The 14583-nt window shown below is 70.7% G+C and carries 15 protein-coding genes and 1 tRNA gene; 4 read left to right on the top strand and 12 right to left on the bottom strand.

Annotated features, from left to right (window positions below):
- Positions 1 to 28: 28 nt before the first annotated feature.
- Positions 29 to 1654 carry an L-glutamate gamma-semialdehyde dehydrogenase gene (gene pruA / locus HDA32_RS03410; protein WP_179646441.1) on the bottom strand — a complete coding sequence of 542 codons (1626 nt, stop codon included), beginning with the start codon at positions 1652 to 1654 and terminating at the stop codon, positions 29 to 31.
- Positions 1655 to 1862: 208 nt separating this feature from the next.
- On the opposite strand from pruA, the gene HDA32_RS03405 reads away from it, so the two are divergent.
- Positions 1863 to 3521, top strand: coding sequence for a helix-turn-helix domain-containing protein (locus HDA32_RS03405; RefSeq protein ID WP_246334645.1), 1659 nt, complete (start codon positions 1863 to 1865; stop codon positions 3519 to 3521).
- A gap of 257 nt (positions 3522 to 3778) precedes the next feature.
- Here the strand turns inward: HDA32_RS03405 and HDA32_RS03400 are convergent.
- The 9 genes from HDA32_RS03400 to HDA32_RS03360 all read right to left on the bottom strand — a co-directional run bounded on the left by HDA32_RS03400 (position 3779) and on the right by HDA32_RS03360 (position 10853).
- Positions 3779 to 3852: transfer RNA gene (locus HDA32_RS03400), tRNA-Leu, on the bottom strand.
- Positions 3853 to 3968: 116 nt separating this feature from the next.
- Complete coding sequence (locus HDA32_RS03395) at positions 3969 to 5348, bottom strand: NAD(P)/FAD-dependent oxidoreductase (RefSeq protein WP_179641768.1); 1380 nt, start codon at positions 5346 to 5348, stop codon at positions 3969 to 3971.
- A 376-nt stretch (positions 5349 to 5724) separates the two neighbouring features.
- Positions 5725 to 6726, bottom strand: coding sequence for a Ppx/GppA phosphatase family protein (locus HDA32_RS03390; RefSeq protein WP_179641767.1), 1002 nt, complete (start codon positions 6724 to 6726; stop codon positions 5725 to 5727).
- Entirely contained in the window at positions 6723 to 7295 is a 573-nt protein-coding gene (locus HDA32_RS03385; RefSeq protein WP_179641766.1) for a DUF501 domain-containing protein, read from the bottom strand. Before HDA32_RS03385 ends, HDA32_RS03390 begins: the two co-directional genes overlap by 4 nt.
- A 96-nt stretch (positions 7296 to 7391) precedes the next feature.
- Positions 7392 to 8600 carry a methyltransferase domain-containing protein gene (locus tag HDA32_RS03380; RefSeq protein WP_179641765.1) on the bottom strand — a complete coding sequence of 403 codons (1209 nt, stop codon included), beginning with the start codon at positions 8598 to 8600 and terminating at the stop codon, positions 7392 to 7394.
- Complete coding sequence (gene tgmB, locus HDA32_RS03375) at positions 8593 to 9546, bottom strand: ATP-grasp ribosomal peptide maturase (RefSeq protein WP_179641764.1); 954 nt, start codon at positions 9544 to 9546, stop codon at positions 8593 to 8595. Before tgmB ends, HDA32_RS03380 begins: the two co-directional genes overlap by 8 nt.
- A 6-nt stretch (positions 9547 to 9552) precedes the next feature.
- Entirely contained in the window at positions 9553 to 9858 is a 306-nt protein-coding gene (tgmA, locus tag HDA32_RS03370) for a putative ATP-grasp-modified RiPP (protein ID WP_179641763.1), read from the bottom strand.
- 132 nt (positions 9859 to 9990) lie between these two features.
- A complete protein-coding gene (locus HDA32_RS03365; RefSeq protein ID WP_179641762.1) occupies positions 9991 to 10344 on the bottom strand; it encodes a hypothetical protein in 354 nt (117 codons plus the stop codon).
- The gene (locus HDA32_RS03360) at positions 10341 to 10853 is read right to left on the bottom strand and encodes an ATP-binding protein (RefSeq protein ID WP_179641761.1); all 513 of its coding nucleotides are present in this window, start codon (positions 10851 to 10853) and stop codon (positions 10341 to 10343) included. Before HDA32_RS03360 ends, HDA32_RS03365 begins: the two co-directional genes overlap by 4 nt.
- A gap of 216 nt (positions 10854 to 11069) precedes the next feature.
- Here HDA32_RS03360 and HDA32_RS03355 point away from each other — a divergent pair, with 216 nt between their 5' ends.
- Both HDA32_RS03355 and HDA32_RS03350 read left to right on the top strand, forming a co-directional pair.
- Positions 11070 to 11948 (top strand): helix-turn-helix domain-containing protein, encoded by an 879-nt coding sequence (locus HDA32_RS03355; RefSeq protein ID WP_179641760.1) that lies wholly within the window; start codon positions 11070 to 11072, stop codon positions 11946 to 11948.
- An 8-nt stretch (positions 11949 to 11956) separates the two neighbouring features.
- A complete protein-coding gene (locus HDA32_RS03350) occupies positions 11957 to 12166 on the top strand; it encodes a DUF397 domain-containing protein (protein WP_179641759.1) in 210 nt (69 codons plus the stop codon).
- A 12-nt stretch (positions 12167 to 12178) separates the two neighbouring features.
- On the opposite strand, the gene HDA32_RS03345 is transcribed toward HDA32_RS03350, so the two are convergent.
- Positions 12179 to 12544, bottom strand: a complete 366-nt coding sequence (locus HDA32_RS03345) for an FtsB family cell division protein (protein WP_179641758.1) — start codon at positions 12542 to 12544, stop codon at positions 12179 to 12181.
- Positions 12545 to 12764: 220 nt separating this feature from the next.
- Between HDA32_RS03345 and HDA32_RS03340 the strand changes: the two genes are divergently transcribed.
- A complete protein-coding gene (locus tag HDA32_RS03340; protein ID WP_179641757.1) occupies positions 12765 to 12956 on the top strand; it encodes a hypothetical protein in 192 nt (63 codons plus the stop codon).
- On the opposite strand, the gene eno is transcribed toward HDA32_RS03340, so the two are convergent.
- Positions 12953 to 14236, bottom strand: coding sequence for a phosphopyruvate hydratase (eno, locus tag HDA32_RS03335; RefSeq protein WP_179641756.1), 1284 nt, complete (start codon positions 14234 to 14236; stop codon positions 12953 to 12955). The two genes, HDA32_RS03340 and eno, sit on opposite strands and share 4 nt — an antisense overlap.
- Positions 14237 to 14583 lie beyond the last annotated feature (347 nt).

Genomic DNA, 14583 nt, shown 5'->3' with positions numbered 1-14583 from the left:
CCCGGGGCCGGTGGCGTTCGCCCCTCGCTCAGCCCTGGTGGGGGTGGGAGGAGACCGTCGGGGGGACGAAGGTCTCCTTGATCGAGCGGGGGCTGGCCCAGCGCGCCAGGTTCTGGGGCGAGCCGGCCTTGTCGTTGGTGCCGGAGGCCCGGGCGCCGCCGAAGGGCTGCTGGCCCACGACGGAGCCGGTGGGCTTGTCGTTGACGTAGAAGTTGCCGGCCGCGAAGCGCAGCTCCTCGCTCGCCCACTGCACCGCCGCGCGGTCGTTGGCGATCACCGCGCCGGTCAGCGCGTAGGGCGAGCCCTCGTCGACCAGCTTGAGCACCCGGTCGTAGTCGCCGTCGTCGTAGACGTGGACGGCGAGGACCGGGCCGAAGTACTCGGTGCGGAAGACGTCGTGGCCCGGGTCGGAGCCGAGCAGCACGGTCGGCCGGACGAAGTAGCCCTCGGAGTCGTCGGCGGTGCCGCCGGCCAGGACCTCCAGGGAGGAGTCCGAGCGCGCCCGGTCGAGCACGCCGGACAGCCGGTCGAAGGAGCGCCGGTCGATGACCGCGCCCATGAAGTTGCCGAAGTCGGTGACGTCGCCCATGGTCAGCGACTCGACCTCGGCGACGAGGCCGTCGCGCATCCGGTCCCACATCGAGCGTGCGACGAAGGCGCGCGAGGCGGCCGAGCACTTCTGACCCTGGAACTCGTAGGCGCCGCGGACCAGGGCGGTGCGCACCACGTCGGGGTCGGCCGAGGAGTGCGCGACGACGAAGTCCTTGCCGCCGGTCTCGCCGACGATGCGCGGGTAGGAGCGGTAGTCGGCGATGTTGGCGCCCACGGTCCGCCACAGGTGCTGGAAGGTGCGGGTGGAGCCGGTGAAGTGGATGCCGGCCAGATCCGGGTCGCTCAGCGCCACGTCGGAGACCGCGCGGCCGTCGCCGGTGACCATGTTGATCACGCCCGGGGGCATCCCCGCCTCCTCCAGCAGCCGCATGGTCAGCTCGGCCGCGAACTGCTGGGTGGGCGAGGGCTTCCAGACCACGACGTTGCCCATGAGCGCCGGGGCGGTGGGCAGGTTGCCGGCGATCGCGGTGAAGTTGAACGGCGTGATCGCGTAGACGAAGCCTTCGAGCGGGCGCTGCTCCAGGCGGTTCCACTGGCCGGCGGGGCTGTGGGGCTGCTCGGTCAGCAGCCTGCGGGCGAAGCTGACGTTGAAGCGCCAGAAGTCGATCAGCTCGCAGGCCGCGTCGATCTCGGCCTGGATGGCCGTCTTGGACTGGCCGAGCATGGTGGCGGCGTTGAGGGTCTGGCGCCACGGGCCGGCCAGCAGGTCGGCCGCGCGCAGCAGGATGGCGGCGCGCTCGTCGAAGGGCATGGCGCGCCACGCGGGGGCCGCGCGCTTGGCCGCGGCGATCGCGGCGCGCGCGTCGTCGTGCGTCGCGTTGGCGAGGGTGCCCAGGACCGATGCGTGCCTGTGCGGCTGCACGACGTCGATCCGCTCGCCGCCGCCCATGCGGCGCTCGCCGTCGATGGTCATGGCCAGCTCGACCGGCTCCTTGGCCAGCGCTTCGAGCCTCTCGGTGAGCTCCGCCCGTTCCGGGCTTCCCGGCGCGTACGTCAGGACGGGTTCGTTCACCGGAGCGGGAACGTTGGTGACGGCGTCCATGGGCACCTACCTCCTTTGGGTCTCCTCGTTGAGCCGGACAAACGTTATGGGGATTTTGCCCCGAACGCCTTGGGTGCGCGGCCACTTTTTGGCACTCTGGGTTGTCCGATCGGACAATCGAGGTGCCATGCTTCCCGCCACCGGCCCTTCTCCTCCCCGCGACGGCTCCCAGAGGCCCGGCGGGGCGGGGCTCGACATGGACACGGCCATGCCGCCGCCCGAACACCCCTCAGCGGTGCCGCTGCGGGAGCTGCTGCTCGCCGTCGGCGCCCCGCTGGTGGACGTGCTGGCGGCGCCGGCCGGCCTGGAGGTCCCCGTCGGCGACGTGGTGATCCTCGACCCCGAGGACGAGACGGTGCCCTACGCCGGCGACCTCGTCCTGGTGATCGGCGTGCGGGGACGCGGCGCCGCGCACCTCGTCCGCTCGGCCGGGCGGCGCGGGGCCTCGGCGATCGCGGTGAAGGTCGACGTCGCCGAGGAGGCCGAGCTGCTGCGCGCCACGGCCGGGGAGTCCGGCGTGGCGCTGCTCGCCGTCCGGCCCGATGTGCGCTGGGAGCAGTTGCAGTCGCTGTGCCGCAGCGTGGTCGACGACGCGCGGCTGACCCTGGACACCGACATCGGCGACTCCATCGGCGACCTGTTCTCGCTGGCCCAGACGATCGCCACGCTCACCGGCGGGCTGGTCAGCATCGAGGACTCCGCGAGCCGGGTGCTCGCCTACTCCGGCGGGGAGGACGCCGACGAACTCCGCAGGCTGTCGGTCCTGGGCCGCCAGGGCCCCGAGCAGTACCTGGCGCTGCTGCGCGAATGGGGCGTCTTCCAGCGGCTGCGCGCCGGCGAGGAGGTGGTGCGCATCGAGGAGCACCCCGAACTCGGCATCCGGCGCAGGCTGGCCGTGGGCATCCGCGCGGGCTCCCAGCCCCTCGGCTCGATCTGGGTGCAGGAGGGGTCGGCGCCGCTGACCGCGCAGTCGGAAGAGGCCCTGCTGGGCGCGGCCCGCATGACGGCGCTGCACCTGCTGCGGCACCGCACCGAGGCCACGGCCGGGCTCCGGCTGCGCGAGGACCTGCTGGCCGGTCTGCTGGAGGGCCGCATCGAGGCCGCGGCGCTGGCCGACAGCATCGAAGTGGACCACGACCACGCGGTCATGGTCGCGGCGTTCGCCTTCTCGCCCGCGGGCGGCGGAGCGGCCGCGCCGGCCGAGGCCGCACCGGAGTCGCGGGCCGACCGATCCGAGGTCGAACTGAAGCGCCGCCGGATGACCAGCCTGATCTCGGTGCACGCCGCGGCCTATCGCCGCGACGCCCTGGTCACCACGCTGGGGTCGCGGGTCTACGTGCTGCTGCCGAACCTGGCGCGGCGCTCGGCCGAGGCGTCGGTGCTGGCCCTGACCCGCAAGATCGTCGAGGCGGCCCGCCGGCTGCTGGGGGTCGCGGTGCAGGGCGCGGTGGGATCGGTGGTGGGGCGGCTCACCGACGTCACCGAGTCGCGCGGCGAGGCCGACCGGATCCTCGACGCGATGAGCCGCGACCTGGGCATGGACGTGGCCACGATCTCCGACGTGCGGGCCAGGGTGCTGGTCAGCGAGACACTCGCGCACTTGCGGGCCGACCCGCGGCTGCGCGATCCGCGGACCGCCCGGCTGTTCGAGCACGACGCCGCGCACGGCTCCGAGCTCGTACGGTCGCTGGTCGCCTACCTGGAGGCGTTCGGCGACGTCCGCACCGCGGCCGGGCGGCTGCACATCCACCCCAACACGCTGCGCTACCGGGTCCGCAGAGCGGAGTCGGTCAGCGGCATCGACCTCTCCGACCCCAACGAGCGGCTGTTCACGCACCTGCAACTGCTGATGGAGCACGGAGGCTAGAGAGGATCGGAGGTGGAGACCGAGGAGGGTGGCTGTCGCGGTACGCGTAGCGCAGGCGGCACGCTCGCACCCGGACCCCGGCCGCACGTCCTGGCCGGCCTGATGTTCCCGGCCGGGAGCACCGACCGCACCGTGGAAACGGCCGAAGCCGTACTGCGACGCGCGTAGCGCTCCGCGCCCGAGCCGAACCGGGGCGGAGCGGGCGTCCATGGGCGCTCGGGGCGGATCCGGGGTGGAGGCCGACGGATCCGCGTGGGTACCCCCGGTCGGACTCGAACCGACACTTGTGACCCTTTTAGGGGGCCTGCCTCTACCATTGGGCTACGAGGGCCCGTCCATCATACCGGCCATAGCCAAAAGCCTGAATTCGCACCGGTTCGGCCTGTCAGCACACGAAACGGTCGGTCCCTCGCATCGGGACCGACCGTTCTGCGTGCGTTTTGCGGGTCAGCTCACGCGGCGCAGCAGCTGGCCGTTCTCGACCTGCGGCCGGCTCGCCTCCTCGAACGCCTGGCGCGGCTCGCTCATCTCCGGCAGCGACGCGAAGTCGCGGCGCAGGAAGAAGGCCAGCGTCCAGTCCGACAGGACGCGGAACTTCCGGTTGAACGTGGGGACCGCGAACAGGTGGTAGCCGCGGTGCGCCCACCAGGCGAACCGGCCGGTCAGCTTGATCCTGCCGAAGAGCTGGGCCGCGCCCTTGTGCAGGCCGAGGCCTGCGACGGCGCCCAGGTTCTGGTGCCGGTAGGCCTTGAGCTCCTTGCCCCGCAGGGTGGCGATGACGTTGTCGGCGAGCACCGGGGCCTGGCGGACGGCGTTCTGCGCGTTCGGCGGGTAGAAACCGCCGTTGCCGTCGGGCACCTGGGCGTTGTCGCCGCCGGCGAACGCGTTGTCCACGCCGTTGACGGTCAGGTACTCGCTGGTGTCGATGTGCCCCTTGGGACCGAGCGGCAGGTCGCTGGCCTGCACGACCGGGCTCGGCTTGACGCCGGCGGTCCACACCAGGGTGCCGGCTTCGAACTCGGTGCCGTCGCTGAGCTTGATGCGCTGGTCGACGGCCGACTCCAGGAAGGTCGAGAGCCGGACGTCGATGCCGCGCTGGCGCATCTGGTTCATCGCCTTCTCGCCGACCTCCGGGCCGACCTCGGGCAGGATCTTGTCCGCGGCCTCGATGAGGTAGAAGTGCAGGTCGTCGATTCCGATCGACGGGTAGATCCGGGTCGCGTCGCGGGCCATGTCCTCCAACTCGGCGATGGCCTCGGCCCCGGCGAACCCGCCGCCCACGAACACGAAGTTCAGCGCCTTGCGGCGGACCTCGGGGTCGTCGGTGGAGTCGGCGATGTTGAGCTGCTCCAGTACGTGGTTGCGCAGGTAGGCGGCCTCCTCCACGGTCTTGATGCCGATGCCGTGCTCGGCGAGACCGGGGATGGGCAGCGTGCGCGAGATCGCGCCGGCCGCGACGACGATGTGGTCGTAGGCGATCTCGCGGGTCGTGCCGGCGTTCGGCTCGAACTCGACCTTGCGGTCGGCGTGGTCGATGCGGATGACGCGGCCGTTGAGGACCTTCACCCGGTTGAGGACCTTGCGCAGCGGGACGACGACGTTGCGCGGAGAGATGCTGCCCGCAGCCGTCTCCGGCAGGAACGGCTGGTAGGTCATGTAGGAGTTGGGGTCGACGACAGTGATGCGGGCCTCACCGGGGCCCAGCTTCTTCTGCAGCCGCATCGCGGTGTACATGCCCAGGTACCCACCACCGACGATGAGCACGTGCGGGATCTCCGATTCGTCACCACCGCCGTGCACCAGCCGGTAGTTCCTGCTCTCGGTCATCGCATATCCGCCCTTGGTTCCCACATCGAGCCACCCGAACGAGTGGCGAAGATCGGTAAGTCTTCTTGTACTGACATCTCTGCACTCTGGTTTCGCGGAAAGAAGACGCTTCTTTTCGCTGGCCCGGGATCTCACCCATCCCGTGCTCGCTTGTGCATCCTTTCACAAGCCTCCCCCGTCAAGGAAGGGACAGACCGGAAAGGTTTAGACCATCATAAGGCCGGTTTCACGCACGTTTGCCCAGTTCAGGGCCCTTGTGAAGACTTTCACGCACTCGCGGGGACGTGATTGGTCTCACTCGGGGTTCCGGGCCCTTCCGCCCTTGTCCGCCCAGCTCCTCGCGCCCTTGCGCGGCCGCGGCGGCGAAAGGCGGACGTCACCCGGCCTCGTCCACGCCCCCCAGCAGCAGGCTCCAGGCGATCCCGTCGAGGATGTCGTGCTCGCTGGCGACGAACCCGTCCGCGCGGGTGCGCGCCAGCACCCGCTCCAGCACCAGCGCGCCGGCGCCGATCACGTCCACCCGGCCCGGGTGCATGACCCCGATCGCGGCGCGCTCGTCGTGCGGCATGGCCAGCAGGAGGGCCGCGATGGCGCGCACGCGCTCGACGGAGACGCGGGTGTGGTGGATGCGCTCGGAGTCGTACTCCGGCAGCTCCAGCGCGATGCCGGCGACGGTGGTGGCGGTGCCCGCGACGCAGACGACGGTCGCGGCCTCGGCCAGCGGGACCACCGCGGCCGCCTCGTCCAGCGCCGCGTCGACGTCGGCGGTCGCCGCGGCGACCTGCTCGGCCGTGGGCGGGTCGCCGTGCAGGTGGCGCTCTGTCATCCGCACGCAGCCGACGTCGACCGAGCGGGAGGCGCGCACCGCACCGGCCCCGACGGCGTCCTTGTGCCCCAGGACGAACTCGGTGGAGCCGCCGCCGATGTCGACCACCAGGTAGGGGCGCTCGAAGCCCTCGGCCGCCTCCTCGGCGGCCTCCAGCTCGGCCGTCGCGCCGATGAAGGAGAGCTCGGCCTCCTCGTCGCCGCTGATGACCTCCGGTTCGACGCCGATGATCGCGCGGACGCCGTCGATGAACTCCTGGCGGTTGGCGGCGTCCCTGGTGGCGCTGGTGGCGACCATGCGGACCGACTCGGGGCCGAACTCCACGCCGTGCTCCCGCATGAGCTCGGCGTATCCCCGCAGCGCCGCGAACGTGCGCTCCAGCGCCTCGGGGGCGAACGCCCCGGTGCGGTCCACCCCCTGCCCCAGGCGCACCACCTCCATGCGGCGCTCGACGTCGAGCAGCTGCACCTCGTCGTCGTCCAGCGCGATCACACTGCAGATGAGCAGGCGGATGGAATTGGTGCCGCAGTCGATGGCCGCAACGGTGTTCACTTGCCGTCCCCCGGTGTCGCGGTGGTGTCGGTGGTCTCCTCGGCGTGGACGCACGGGCCCTTGGCCCACCACTCCGGGAGCGCGTCCAGCGCCTCGCGGCCGAACGGGTTGGTCCCCGGCGAGGCGAGCTCGTGGCCGACGAGGGCGTGCAGGCACTTGACCCGCGTCGGCATGCCCCCGGCGCTCTGCATCCCTTCGGGCAGCGGCGGCACCCCGTCGGCCCGCGCCAGCTCGGCGCGTTCGGCGACGTAGGAGTCGTGCGCCTTCCGGTAGGCGGCGCGCAGCTCGGGATCGGAGTCGAGCCGCCGCGTCATCTCCCGCATGAGGCCGCCGGCCTCCAGCGTCCCGATGGCGGAGGCCGCGCGCGGGCAGGTCAGGTAGTACGTCGTGGGAAACGGCGTGCCGTCCTCCAGCCGCGGCGCGGTGCGCACGACGTCGGGCAGCCCGCAGGGGCAGCGGTGCGCCACCCCGCGCACGCCCCGAGGCGGACGCCCGAGCTGCGCCTCGACGGCGGCGATATCGGCATCGGTGGCCCGCTCCTCGGGAGCGGGCTGCTCAGCGGAAGTCATCTCGCAGATCAGCGTATCGGCTGCCCGATCCAGCCGCGCCGAACGGCCGACGCGGCGGGAGCCCGGAGCCCGTCGCGGAAAACTCGGCGGACGGATTTACAGCAGGCCCATGACCCGCTGGTCGGGGTGGTCGAGCCAGATCCGGTGCTCCTCCCCGGCCACGGTCAGGCCGAAGCGGTGGCGCTCCGGCTCCCCCAGGGCACGCCACCGGCTGTACAGGGCCTCGAACTCGTCCCACAGGCGGCGCGGGCCACCCTGTTTGGCGGTGAATCCCCCGTCGGCTCCGACGCTGAACGCCCAGGAGCCGTCCGCGGTGACCAGCCACTGCTCCTCGGGATGATCGGGATAGCGGATGCGGATCTCGTCGAAGTCGCTCATGAGGGAGAGGAAGAACCGGGTCTCCGGTGCGCGCAGGATCGCCGCCGCGTCGAGCCGGCTGGTCTCCGCCTCGGCGGCATCTTCGTCCTCTTCGCCGACTCGCCGGTACAGCGCCAGGGCCGAAGGCGAGGTGTGGGAACGGGTGGGCATGAAGCCCGCAGTGCGGGCGGAGAAGTGCCCGATCGCCCGGTCACCGCTGACCGTGAGCCGGACCAGGACGCCGCCGCCGAGCGGCCGGAACAGGTTGGCCAGGATCGCCCCGCCCTCACTGATCTGGTCCAGCCACGCGGCGGGGATCGAGGGGAAGGATGCGGTGGTGATCAAGTGCGTGAACGGACCGTTGTCCGGCAGTCCCCGCGCACCGTCCTCCGCGGCGACGACAGGCGTGTACCCGAGCCCGGCCAGCACCGCCTCCGCCCGCTCCGTCAACGTGGGATCGATGTCCACGCTGCTGACCGACCGGGAGCCGAGCCGCTCGCTCAGGAGCGCCGCGTTGTACCCGGTGCCGGTGCCGATCTCCAGCACTCGGTCCCCGTCCTGGAGGTCGAGCGCTTCGAGCATGCCCGCCATCAGGGTGGGCTGGGAGCTGGTGCAGGTCATGGCGGTTGCCTGTACCGTTCCCTCCTTGACGGCGGTGCCCCAGGCACGGTCGTCGCCGTCGAGTTGGGTGATGCAGATTTCGTCGGAGTAGACGTGCCGCAGCCAGCCCTCGCGCTGCGCGGGATCCGTGCCGTCAACAGGGCTGTACCGGCCGTCGTTCGCGGCAGAGGGCTTGAAGACGCGCGGCACGAACGGATGGCGGGGAACGCTGTTGAATACGCGTGCCCACTCGGACGAGGCGATGGCGCCCGTCTCCACGAGCCGCCGCGTGAGTTCCGAACGGAGCCGCCGCGCAATGGGGTCGTCGGCCGTGTGAACGTCAGGCAAGGGACGGACCTTTCTCCAGGGCGTCGGCCAAGGCGGCGGCGATATCCGACGCCACTTCCTCGATCCACGCCCATTGGCCATTGGGATTGATCTCCAGCAGAACCCAGTCACCGCGCTCGGTGACCAGGAAGTCCAGCGCCCCGAAGCGCAGCCCGAGGTCCCGGAGGAACGCCAGGACGGCATCCCGGGTCCGCTCGGGGACGTCGATGCGCCGGTAGCTCAGCGCGTCGTAGTCGGAGCGCCAATCGATCTCGGCCTTCGCCGATTCACTGTGGATCGCCGCCGCGAAACACGCCTCATCGACCACGGTCATCCGGACGGCGTGAGTGTGCGGAATCCACTCCTGCACCATGTGAGCGGTCAAGCCGATACCCGGGTCGTCCAGTTGCTCAGGCCGCACCTTCACGGTGAAGATCAGGCGCCGTCGATCATCGTCGCCCATGACTCCGCGCGGGGAGAACGGCTTGTAGACGACATCCCCGATGGTCTCGGCGAAACTCCGGGCCTCCTCGGAGTCGTTGGTGATGATCGTGCGCGGAACGCGTAGGCCGCGCGCGACCGCCGTCTGAAGTTGAACCGGCTTGTACTCGGCGTGCGCGATCCGGGAAGGGTGGTTGAGCCAGCGCGGGATGGCGGCGAGCGTACCGAGGAAACCGAGCTTGGCTTCGAGTTGCGCCCAGTCCCGATCGGCCTCGCTCATGCCCCCCGGGAAGACGAAGGGTCTGGGCCTGCGGTAGTAGATGCCGCTGATGTCGTCCAGGTCGAGAGAGCGTTCTCCGACACGCATGGTGCCGATCCATGTGCTGTCCAGGGTCGCCGACATCGACATGTTCATCGGGAAGTCGGCGACATCGCAGCGGAAGATCGGCACCCTGCGGCGGTTCAGCTCCTCGACGACCCAATCCGCGGTGGGATCGAACCAGTGCGTGAGGATCAGAACCGTCATGTGCTGTTACCCGTTGCTGCCGACGTCGGTGTCGTCGTCCGGGGCCTGGCGGTCGGACTGGTTGGTCGTCGTCGAGGTCTGGCCGCTGCCGCGCTTCATCATCGGCACATCAATGCCGCCGACGCGCAACATGGAGATCTGCCGATCGGGGTCGTAGTGGGCGCGCTCCGCCTCGGCCGTGACCGCGGGGTCGGCCGGGACGTCGACCGCGTGGCGAACGCCGAACGGCTTCGCGGAGGATCGCGGCCTCTCCAGCACGCCTGCGCCGCTGGAGGACGGGTTCCCGAAGGGGAACGGGTCGTGGAACTGCATCTGATTCATCCTTTCGGATAGGGGGCGATGGATGGATACCCACCTCTGAATGGCGCGGCGGCACGGCCCCTGAGGGGATCGGGGTTCTCGGTGCCGCCGCGCCGGTCTGTGACCGTGTCCGGTGGACTCGGGTCAGGGCGTGAGGCCGAGCAGGGATGACGCCCCGGCGATCACGCCCAGCGGGAGCATGAGCGCGACGGTCTCGACCGCGTGGAAGAGGCCCCGGGTCAGGCCGCGGGTTTCGCGCAGCGAGCGGCGTTTGATCCGCTCGTAGGCGGCGATGTCGATCCCGGTCCGGTTTTCGGCGGTGCCGAAGGGCCGTCCGCTCTCGGTGCGCCCGGTTGCGGCGTGGCACCAGGCGGGCAGTGTGCCGTGGGCTCGCCGGTAGGCCACGCGAGGCGACTCCGCCGTCCAGGACCCGGCAGGGCGGGAGAAGCGGCGGCCGTGCGGGGCGGTGAGGACCTGCCGGACGTGCGCGGCGCTCACGCCGCCACCGCCACCGGGTACGCGGAGAGTTCGGCCCACACCGAGTGGGCCGGGTGGTCGGGTGGGGCAGTCCAGCCGTAGCGGCGGGAGTGCAGGGCGATCAGCGCCAGACCGCGGCCGTGCTCGGTGTCGAACAGGTCGAGGGCGTCCAGGAGGCGCGGCGGGGCCTGCGGGGCGGAGGGGGCACCGGGCCTGGGGCCGAGGTCGAAGACCCACAGGGCCGCGCAGTCGTGCGGGAAGTGGATCGCGGCGACGAGGAAGCCGCCGTCCTCTCCGGAGGCGGAGTGGGTGACGGCGTTGGTGGCCAGCTCGCTGGCCACGAGCTTCAGCGACTCGGCCAGGTCGGAGGAGGTGGCGTAGGGACGGCGGCAGGAGGCCAGACAGCGCACGGCCCAGGTGCGCAGCTCTGCGGGTGCGCCGAGTGTCCCCGGCAGCGCGAGGCGGTCGAACGCCGGCCCCCACGCACAGCCGGGGTGCGCCGGAGTCGGCCGAGGGATAACGTTGGACATGGTTCTGCTCCCTGCTGCTACAGGCGAGTGGGACAAGGCCCTTGGCGAGTGCTTGCACCACCCGCCAAGGGCCGTTTTGTTGCGCGGACCGGCAGTGACCTTCCCGGGAACCCTGCGTGGCCGAGCCGGTACCGCGATAGTTAGAGTGTCACTCTCCGCAAACAAACATGCAAGTCCTATACGAAAAAATATGTGCGAGTCGCATATCATGATCCCATGAAGAAGCAGAAGCCTGGATCGCCGACCGACAGGAACCCCACCGTGGTGCGCTGGCAGTTGTCGCGGGAACTGAAGCGGCTTCGAGGGGATCGAAGTGCCACTGAAGTGGCAAAAGCCATGCGGATGACGACCTCGATCGTCTTCCGTTGGGAGACGGCGGGCTCCGACGGTGTGGTTCCGGCTCCCGGCACGCTTTCCCGGCTACTCGACTACTACGAGGTCAGCGACGAGGAAGCCCACCGCCTCATGGAGCTCCGGCAGGAGGCACGGACGCGCGGCTGGTGGCAGCCTTACGATCTCGACAAGCACTACGGAACCTTGATCGGGCTGGAAGCAAGCGCCATGGAGATTGAGGCGTACGACCCCCAACTCGTCCCTGGATTGCTACAGACCGAGGACTACATGCGCGCCGTCATCAAGGCGACGCGCCCTGACGCGCCCCCTGAGGTTGTCGAGCAGCGAGTCGAAGTCCGCATCCATCGCCAGAAGGCGTGGGAACGCGGCGCCACTGAACTGTGGATCATCATGGGAGAAGCGGCTCTTCGGCAGATGATCGGTGGCCCACCCGTGATGGATGAGCAACTCGCCCGCCTGCTGGACCTGTCCGACCACCCACGCGTCACGCTTCAGGCAGTCCTCTTCTCAGAGGGCGGCCACGCCGGACTCGAAACGAGCGGGTTCCGCGTACTCCGGCTCTCGGAGATCGACCTCACGGCGGTATACGTCGAGGGAAGGACGAGTAATCTCTATCTTGACTCCGACGAAGACGTCGAAGTCTACGAGAAGGTCTTCAACAACCTCCGCGCAACAGCTTCCGGCGCCCAGACCACCCGGTCGCTGATCGCGGACATCCGGCGCGGGATCCAGAGAGGGTGAACGCCTCCATGCTGTCCCAGGAAAAACTCCCCATCCAGGCAGAAGGATTGTGGCGGAAGTCCTCCTACAGCGGAGGCAATGGCGACTGCGTCGAAGTGGCCGACCTCCGTCCCGCCCGCGGCGTCCGTGACTCCAAGCACCCCGATCGGGCCGCGCTCTTCTTCGGCTCCGCCGAGTGGGCCGCCTTCGTCACCGCGGCCAGGGCGCGGGGCCTCTAGGAGGTCCGGAGGTCAGCGCTCCGGGGGTTGGGCCTCGGGGATCTCCTCTGATTCGGTGCCGACCTCGTCGGCCTCCTTGACCGACTTCCACAACTGGGTGAACCAGGGCTCCCGGGGGCCGGTGGCCTCCGGCTGCTCGGCGTCGTCGTCCTCGCCGTCGAGGATGACGTAGGAGCGCTCGCCCGGGTACTGGTAGTGCAGCCGGGTGCGGGCCTCGCGCTCGATCTGGGCGGGGTCCTGCAGCTCCTCGCTGCGCTGCTCCAGCTCCTCCACGTTCTCCCGCATCCGGGCCTGCTCCGCCCGCAACTGCGCGATCTCGGAGCGCTGCGCGATGTACTCGCGCAGCGGGTAGGCGAGGCTGAGCGCGATCACGCACATGACCAGTGCGAGGACCGCGGCGCGGCTGGTCAGCGCCGGCCGGACCCGGCCGGGCGACCTTCCCCCGCCGCTGCCGTAGCGCCTCGGCGGCTCGGCGGCGGCCTGCGTCGTCCGCGTGGTCTTCCTGCCGGTCGGGGTCCCGGCGGAGCCGGCCTTCGGTGCCCTCGCGCTCCCGTTCGGTCCCTTGGGCCCGGCCGCGCTCCTGGCGGAGCCCGCCTTCTTGGCGGAGCCCGCCTTCTTGGACCCGTTCGAGCCCGTGGCCCCCGACGCCTTCCCGGCCGGACCGCCCCGGGCATCGGAGGTCCGCCTCGACGCCGGGGCGCGGCCGGAGGCACCGGAGGCCGAGGACCCCGCCCCCTTCGAACGGCGGGGCCCCTTCGGCTGCTCCGGCACCTTCGGCACGGGTCGCTAGCCCTCCTGCTTGAACCGCGGGAACGCCGTCGCGCCGGCGTAGATGGCGGCGTCGTCGAGCTCCTCCTCGATGCGCAGGAGCTGGTTGTACTTTGCGACGCGCTCGCTGCGGGCCGGGGCGCCGGTCTTGATCTGGCCGGCGTTGGTGGCCACCGCGATGTCGGCGATCGTGGTGTCCTCGGTCTCGCCGGAGCGGTGGCTGATCATCGCGGTGTAGCCGCTGCGCTGGGCCAGGGAGACCGCGTCGAGGGTCTCGGTGAGCGTGCCGATCTGGTTGACCTTGACCAGCAGCGAGTTGGCCGCGCGCTCGATGATGCCGCGCTGGAGGCGTTCGGGGTTGGTGACGAACAGGTCGTCGCCGACGAGCTGGACGCGGTCGCCGATGGCCGTGGTCAGCTTCTTCCACCCCTCCCAGTCTTCCTCGTCGAGCGGGTCCTCGATGGAGACGAGCGGGTAGGAGTCGAGCAGCTCGCCGTAGTAGGCGGCCATCTCCTCGGAGGTGCGGGTCCTGCCCTCGAACTGGTAGGAGCCGTTCTCGTGGAACTCGGTGGCGGCGACGTCCAGGGCGAGCGCGATGTCGCGGCCCGGGGTGTAGCCGGCCTTCTGGACGGCCTCGACGATGAGGTCCAGCGCGGCGCGGTTGCTGTCCAGGTTCGGCGCGAAGCCGCCCTCGTCGCCGACGCCGGTGCCCAGGCCGTGCGCCTTCAGCACCGCCTTGAGCGCCTGGTAGACCTCGGCGCCCCAGCGCACCGCCTCGCGGAAGCTGGCCGCCCCGACCGGGGCGATCATGAACTCCTGGATGTCGACGTTGGTGTCGGCGTGCGCGCCGCCGTTGAGGATGTTCATCATCGGCACCGGCAGCACGTGCGCGTTGGGGCCGCCGATGTAGCGGAACAACTGGAGGCCGGAGCTCTCGGCCGCGGCCTTGGCGACGGCGAGGGAGGCGCCCAGGATCGCGTTGGCGCCAATGCGCGACTTGTCCGGCGTGCCGTCCAGGTCGATCAGCGCGCGGTCGATCAGCCGCTGCTCCTCCGGGCCGTAGCCCAGGAGCTCGTCGGCGACCTCGTCGTTGACCGCGGTGACGGCCTTCTCGACGCCCTTGCCTCCGTAGCGGTCGCCGCCGTCACGCAGCTCCACCGCCTCGAACTGCCCGGTGGACGCGCCGCTGGGGACCGCCGCGCGGGCGGTCGTCCCGTCGTCGAGCAGGACCTCGACCTCGACCGTCGGGTTACCGCGGGAGTCAAGGATCTCCCGCGCCTGCACTGCCTCGATCGACGACAACGTTGTACTCCCTATGTTCTCTCGCGTCGGGTCGTGGCCCGCGCTCGGCCCGGGCCACATTCGGCGGTTGAACGGCACCGCCCCGCACGGCGGGCGCGATCACCCGCGATCGCCGCGCGAACCACCCCAGAGCCTACCGAGCCGGGTGCCGCCGAGTCTCCCCTCCGACCGAAATTGGTTTAGTCCATTTGAAGAAATCCACTGCTGAGCCGCTCGTCGTTCGCCACCGCGCAACGGTCCGGTACCGCGCGCGAGCGTAACGGGGGTCGGCGTGTCGCGGCCGGATGCGGCCGCGCCGACGGGTCCGGCCGGTGGACGGTCGGGGCGAAACCCGGCCCGGGTGATTG

Origin of the sequence: Spinactinospora alkalitolerans (assembly GCF_013408795.1) — a bacterium.
Classification (GTDB): Bacteria; Actinomycetota; Actinomycetes; order Streptosporangiales; family Streptosporangiaceae; genus Spinactinospora; species Spinactinospora alkalitolerans.
Note: the sequence above shows the minus strand (reverse complement) of the source record. Positions and strands in the feature narration are given on the sequence as shown.

Excerpts from the sequence above, each read along its gene's own strand:
- pruA (WP_179646441.1), bottom strand. The coding sequence starts at position 1,654 with ATGGACGCCGTCACCAACGTTCCCGCTCCGGTGAACGAACCCGTCCTG.
- HDA32_RS03405 (WP_246334645.1), top strand. The coding sequence starts at position 1,863 with ATGCCGCCGCCCGAACACCCCTCAGCGGTGCCGCTGCGGGAGCTGCTG.
- HDA32_RS03395 (WP_179641768.1), bottom strand. The coding sequence starts at position 5,348 with ATGACCGAGAGCAGGAACTACCGGCTGGTGCACGGCGGTGGTGACGAA.
- HDA32_RS03360 (WP_179641761.1), bottom strand. The coding sequence starts at position 10,853 with ATGTCCAACGTTATCCCTCGGCCGACTCCGGCGCACCCCGGCTGTGCG.
- HDA32_RS03385 (WP_179641766.1), bottom strand. The coding sequence starts at position 7,295 with ATGACTTCCGCTGAGCAGCCCGCTCCCGAGGAGCGGGCCACCGATGCC.
- HDA32_RS03355 (WP_179641760.1), top strand. The coding sequence starts at position 11,070 with ATGAAGAAGCAGAAGCCTGGATCGCCGACCGACAGGAACCCCACCGTG.
- tgmA (WP_179641763.1), bottom strand. The coding sequence starts at position 9,858 with ATGCAGTTCCACGACCCGTTCCCCTTCGGGAACCCGTCCTCCAGCGGC.
- HDA32_RS03350 (WP_179641759.1), top strand. The coding sequence starts at position 11,957 with ATGCTGTCCCAGGAAAAACTCCCCATCCAGGCAGAAGGATTGTGGCGG.
- tgmB (WP_179641764.1), bottom strand. The coding sequence starts at position 9,546 with ATGACGGTTCTGATCCTCACGCACTGGTTCGATCCCACCGCGGATTGG.
- HDA32_RS03345 (WP_179641758.1), bottom strand. The coding sequence starts at position 12,544 with ATGTGCGTGATCGCGCTCAGCCTCGCCTACCCGCTGCGCGAGTACATC.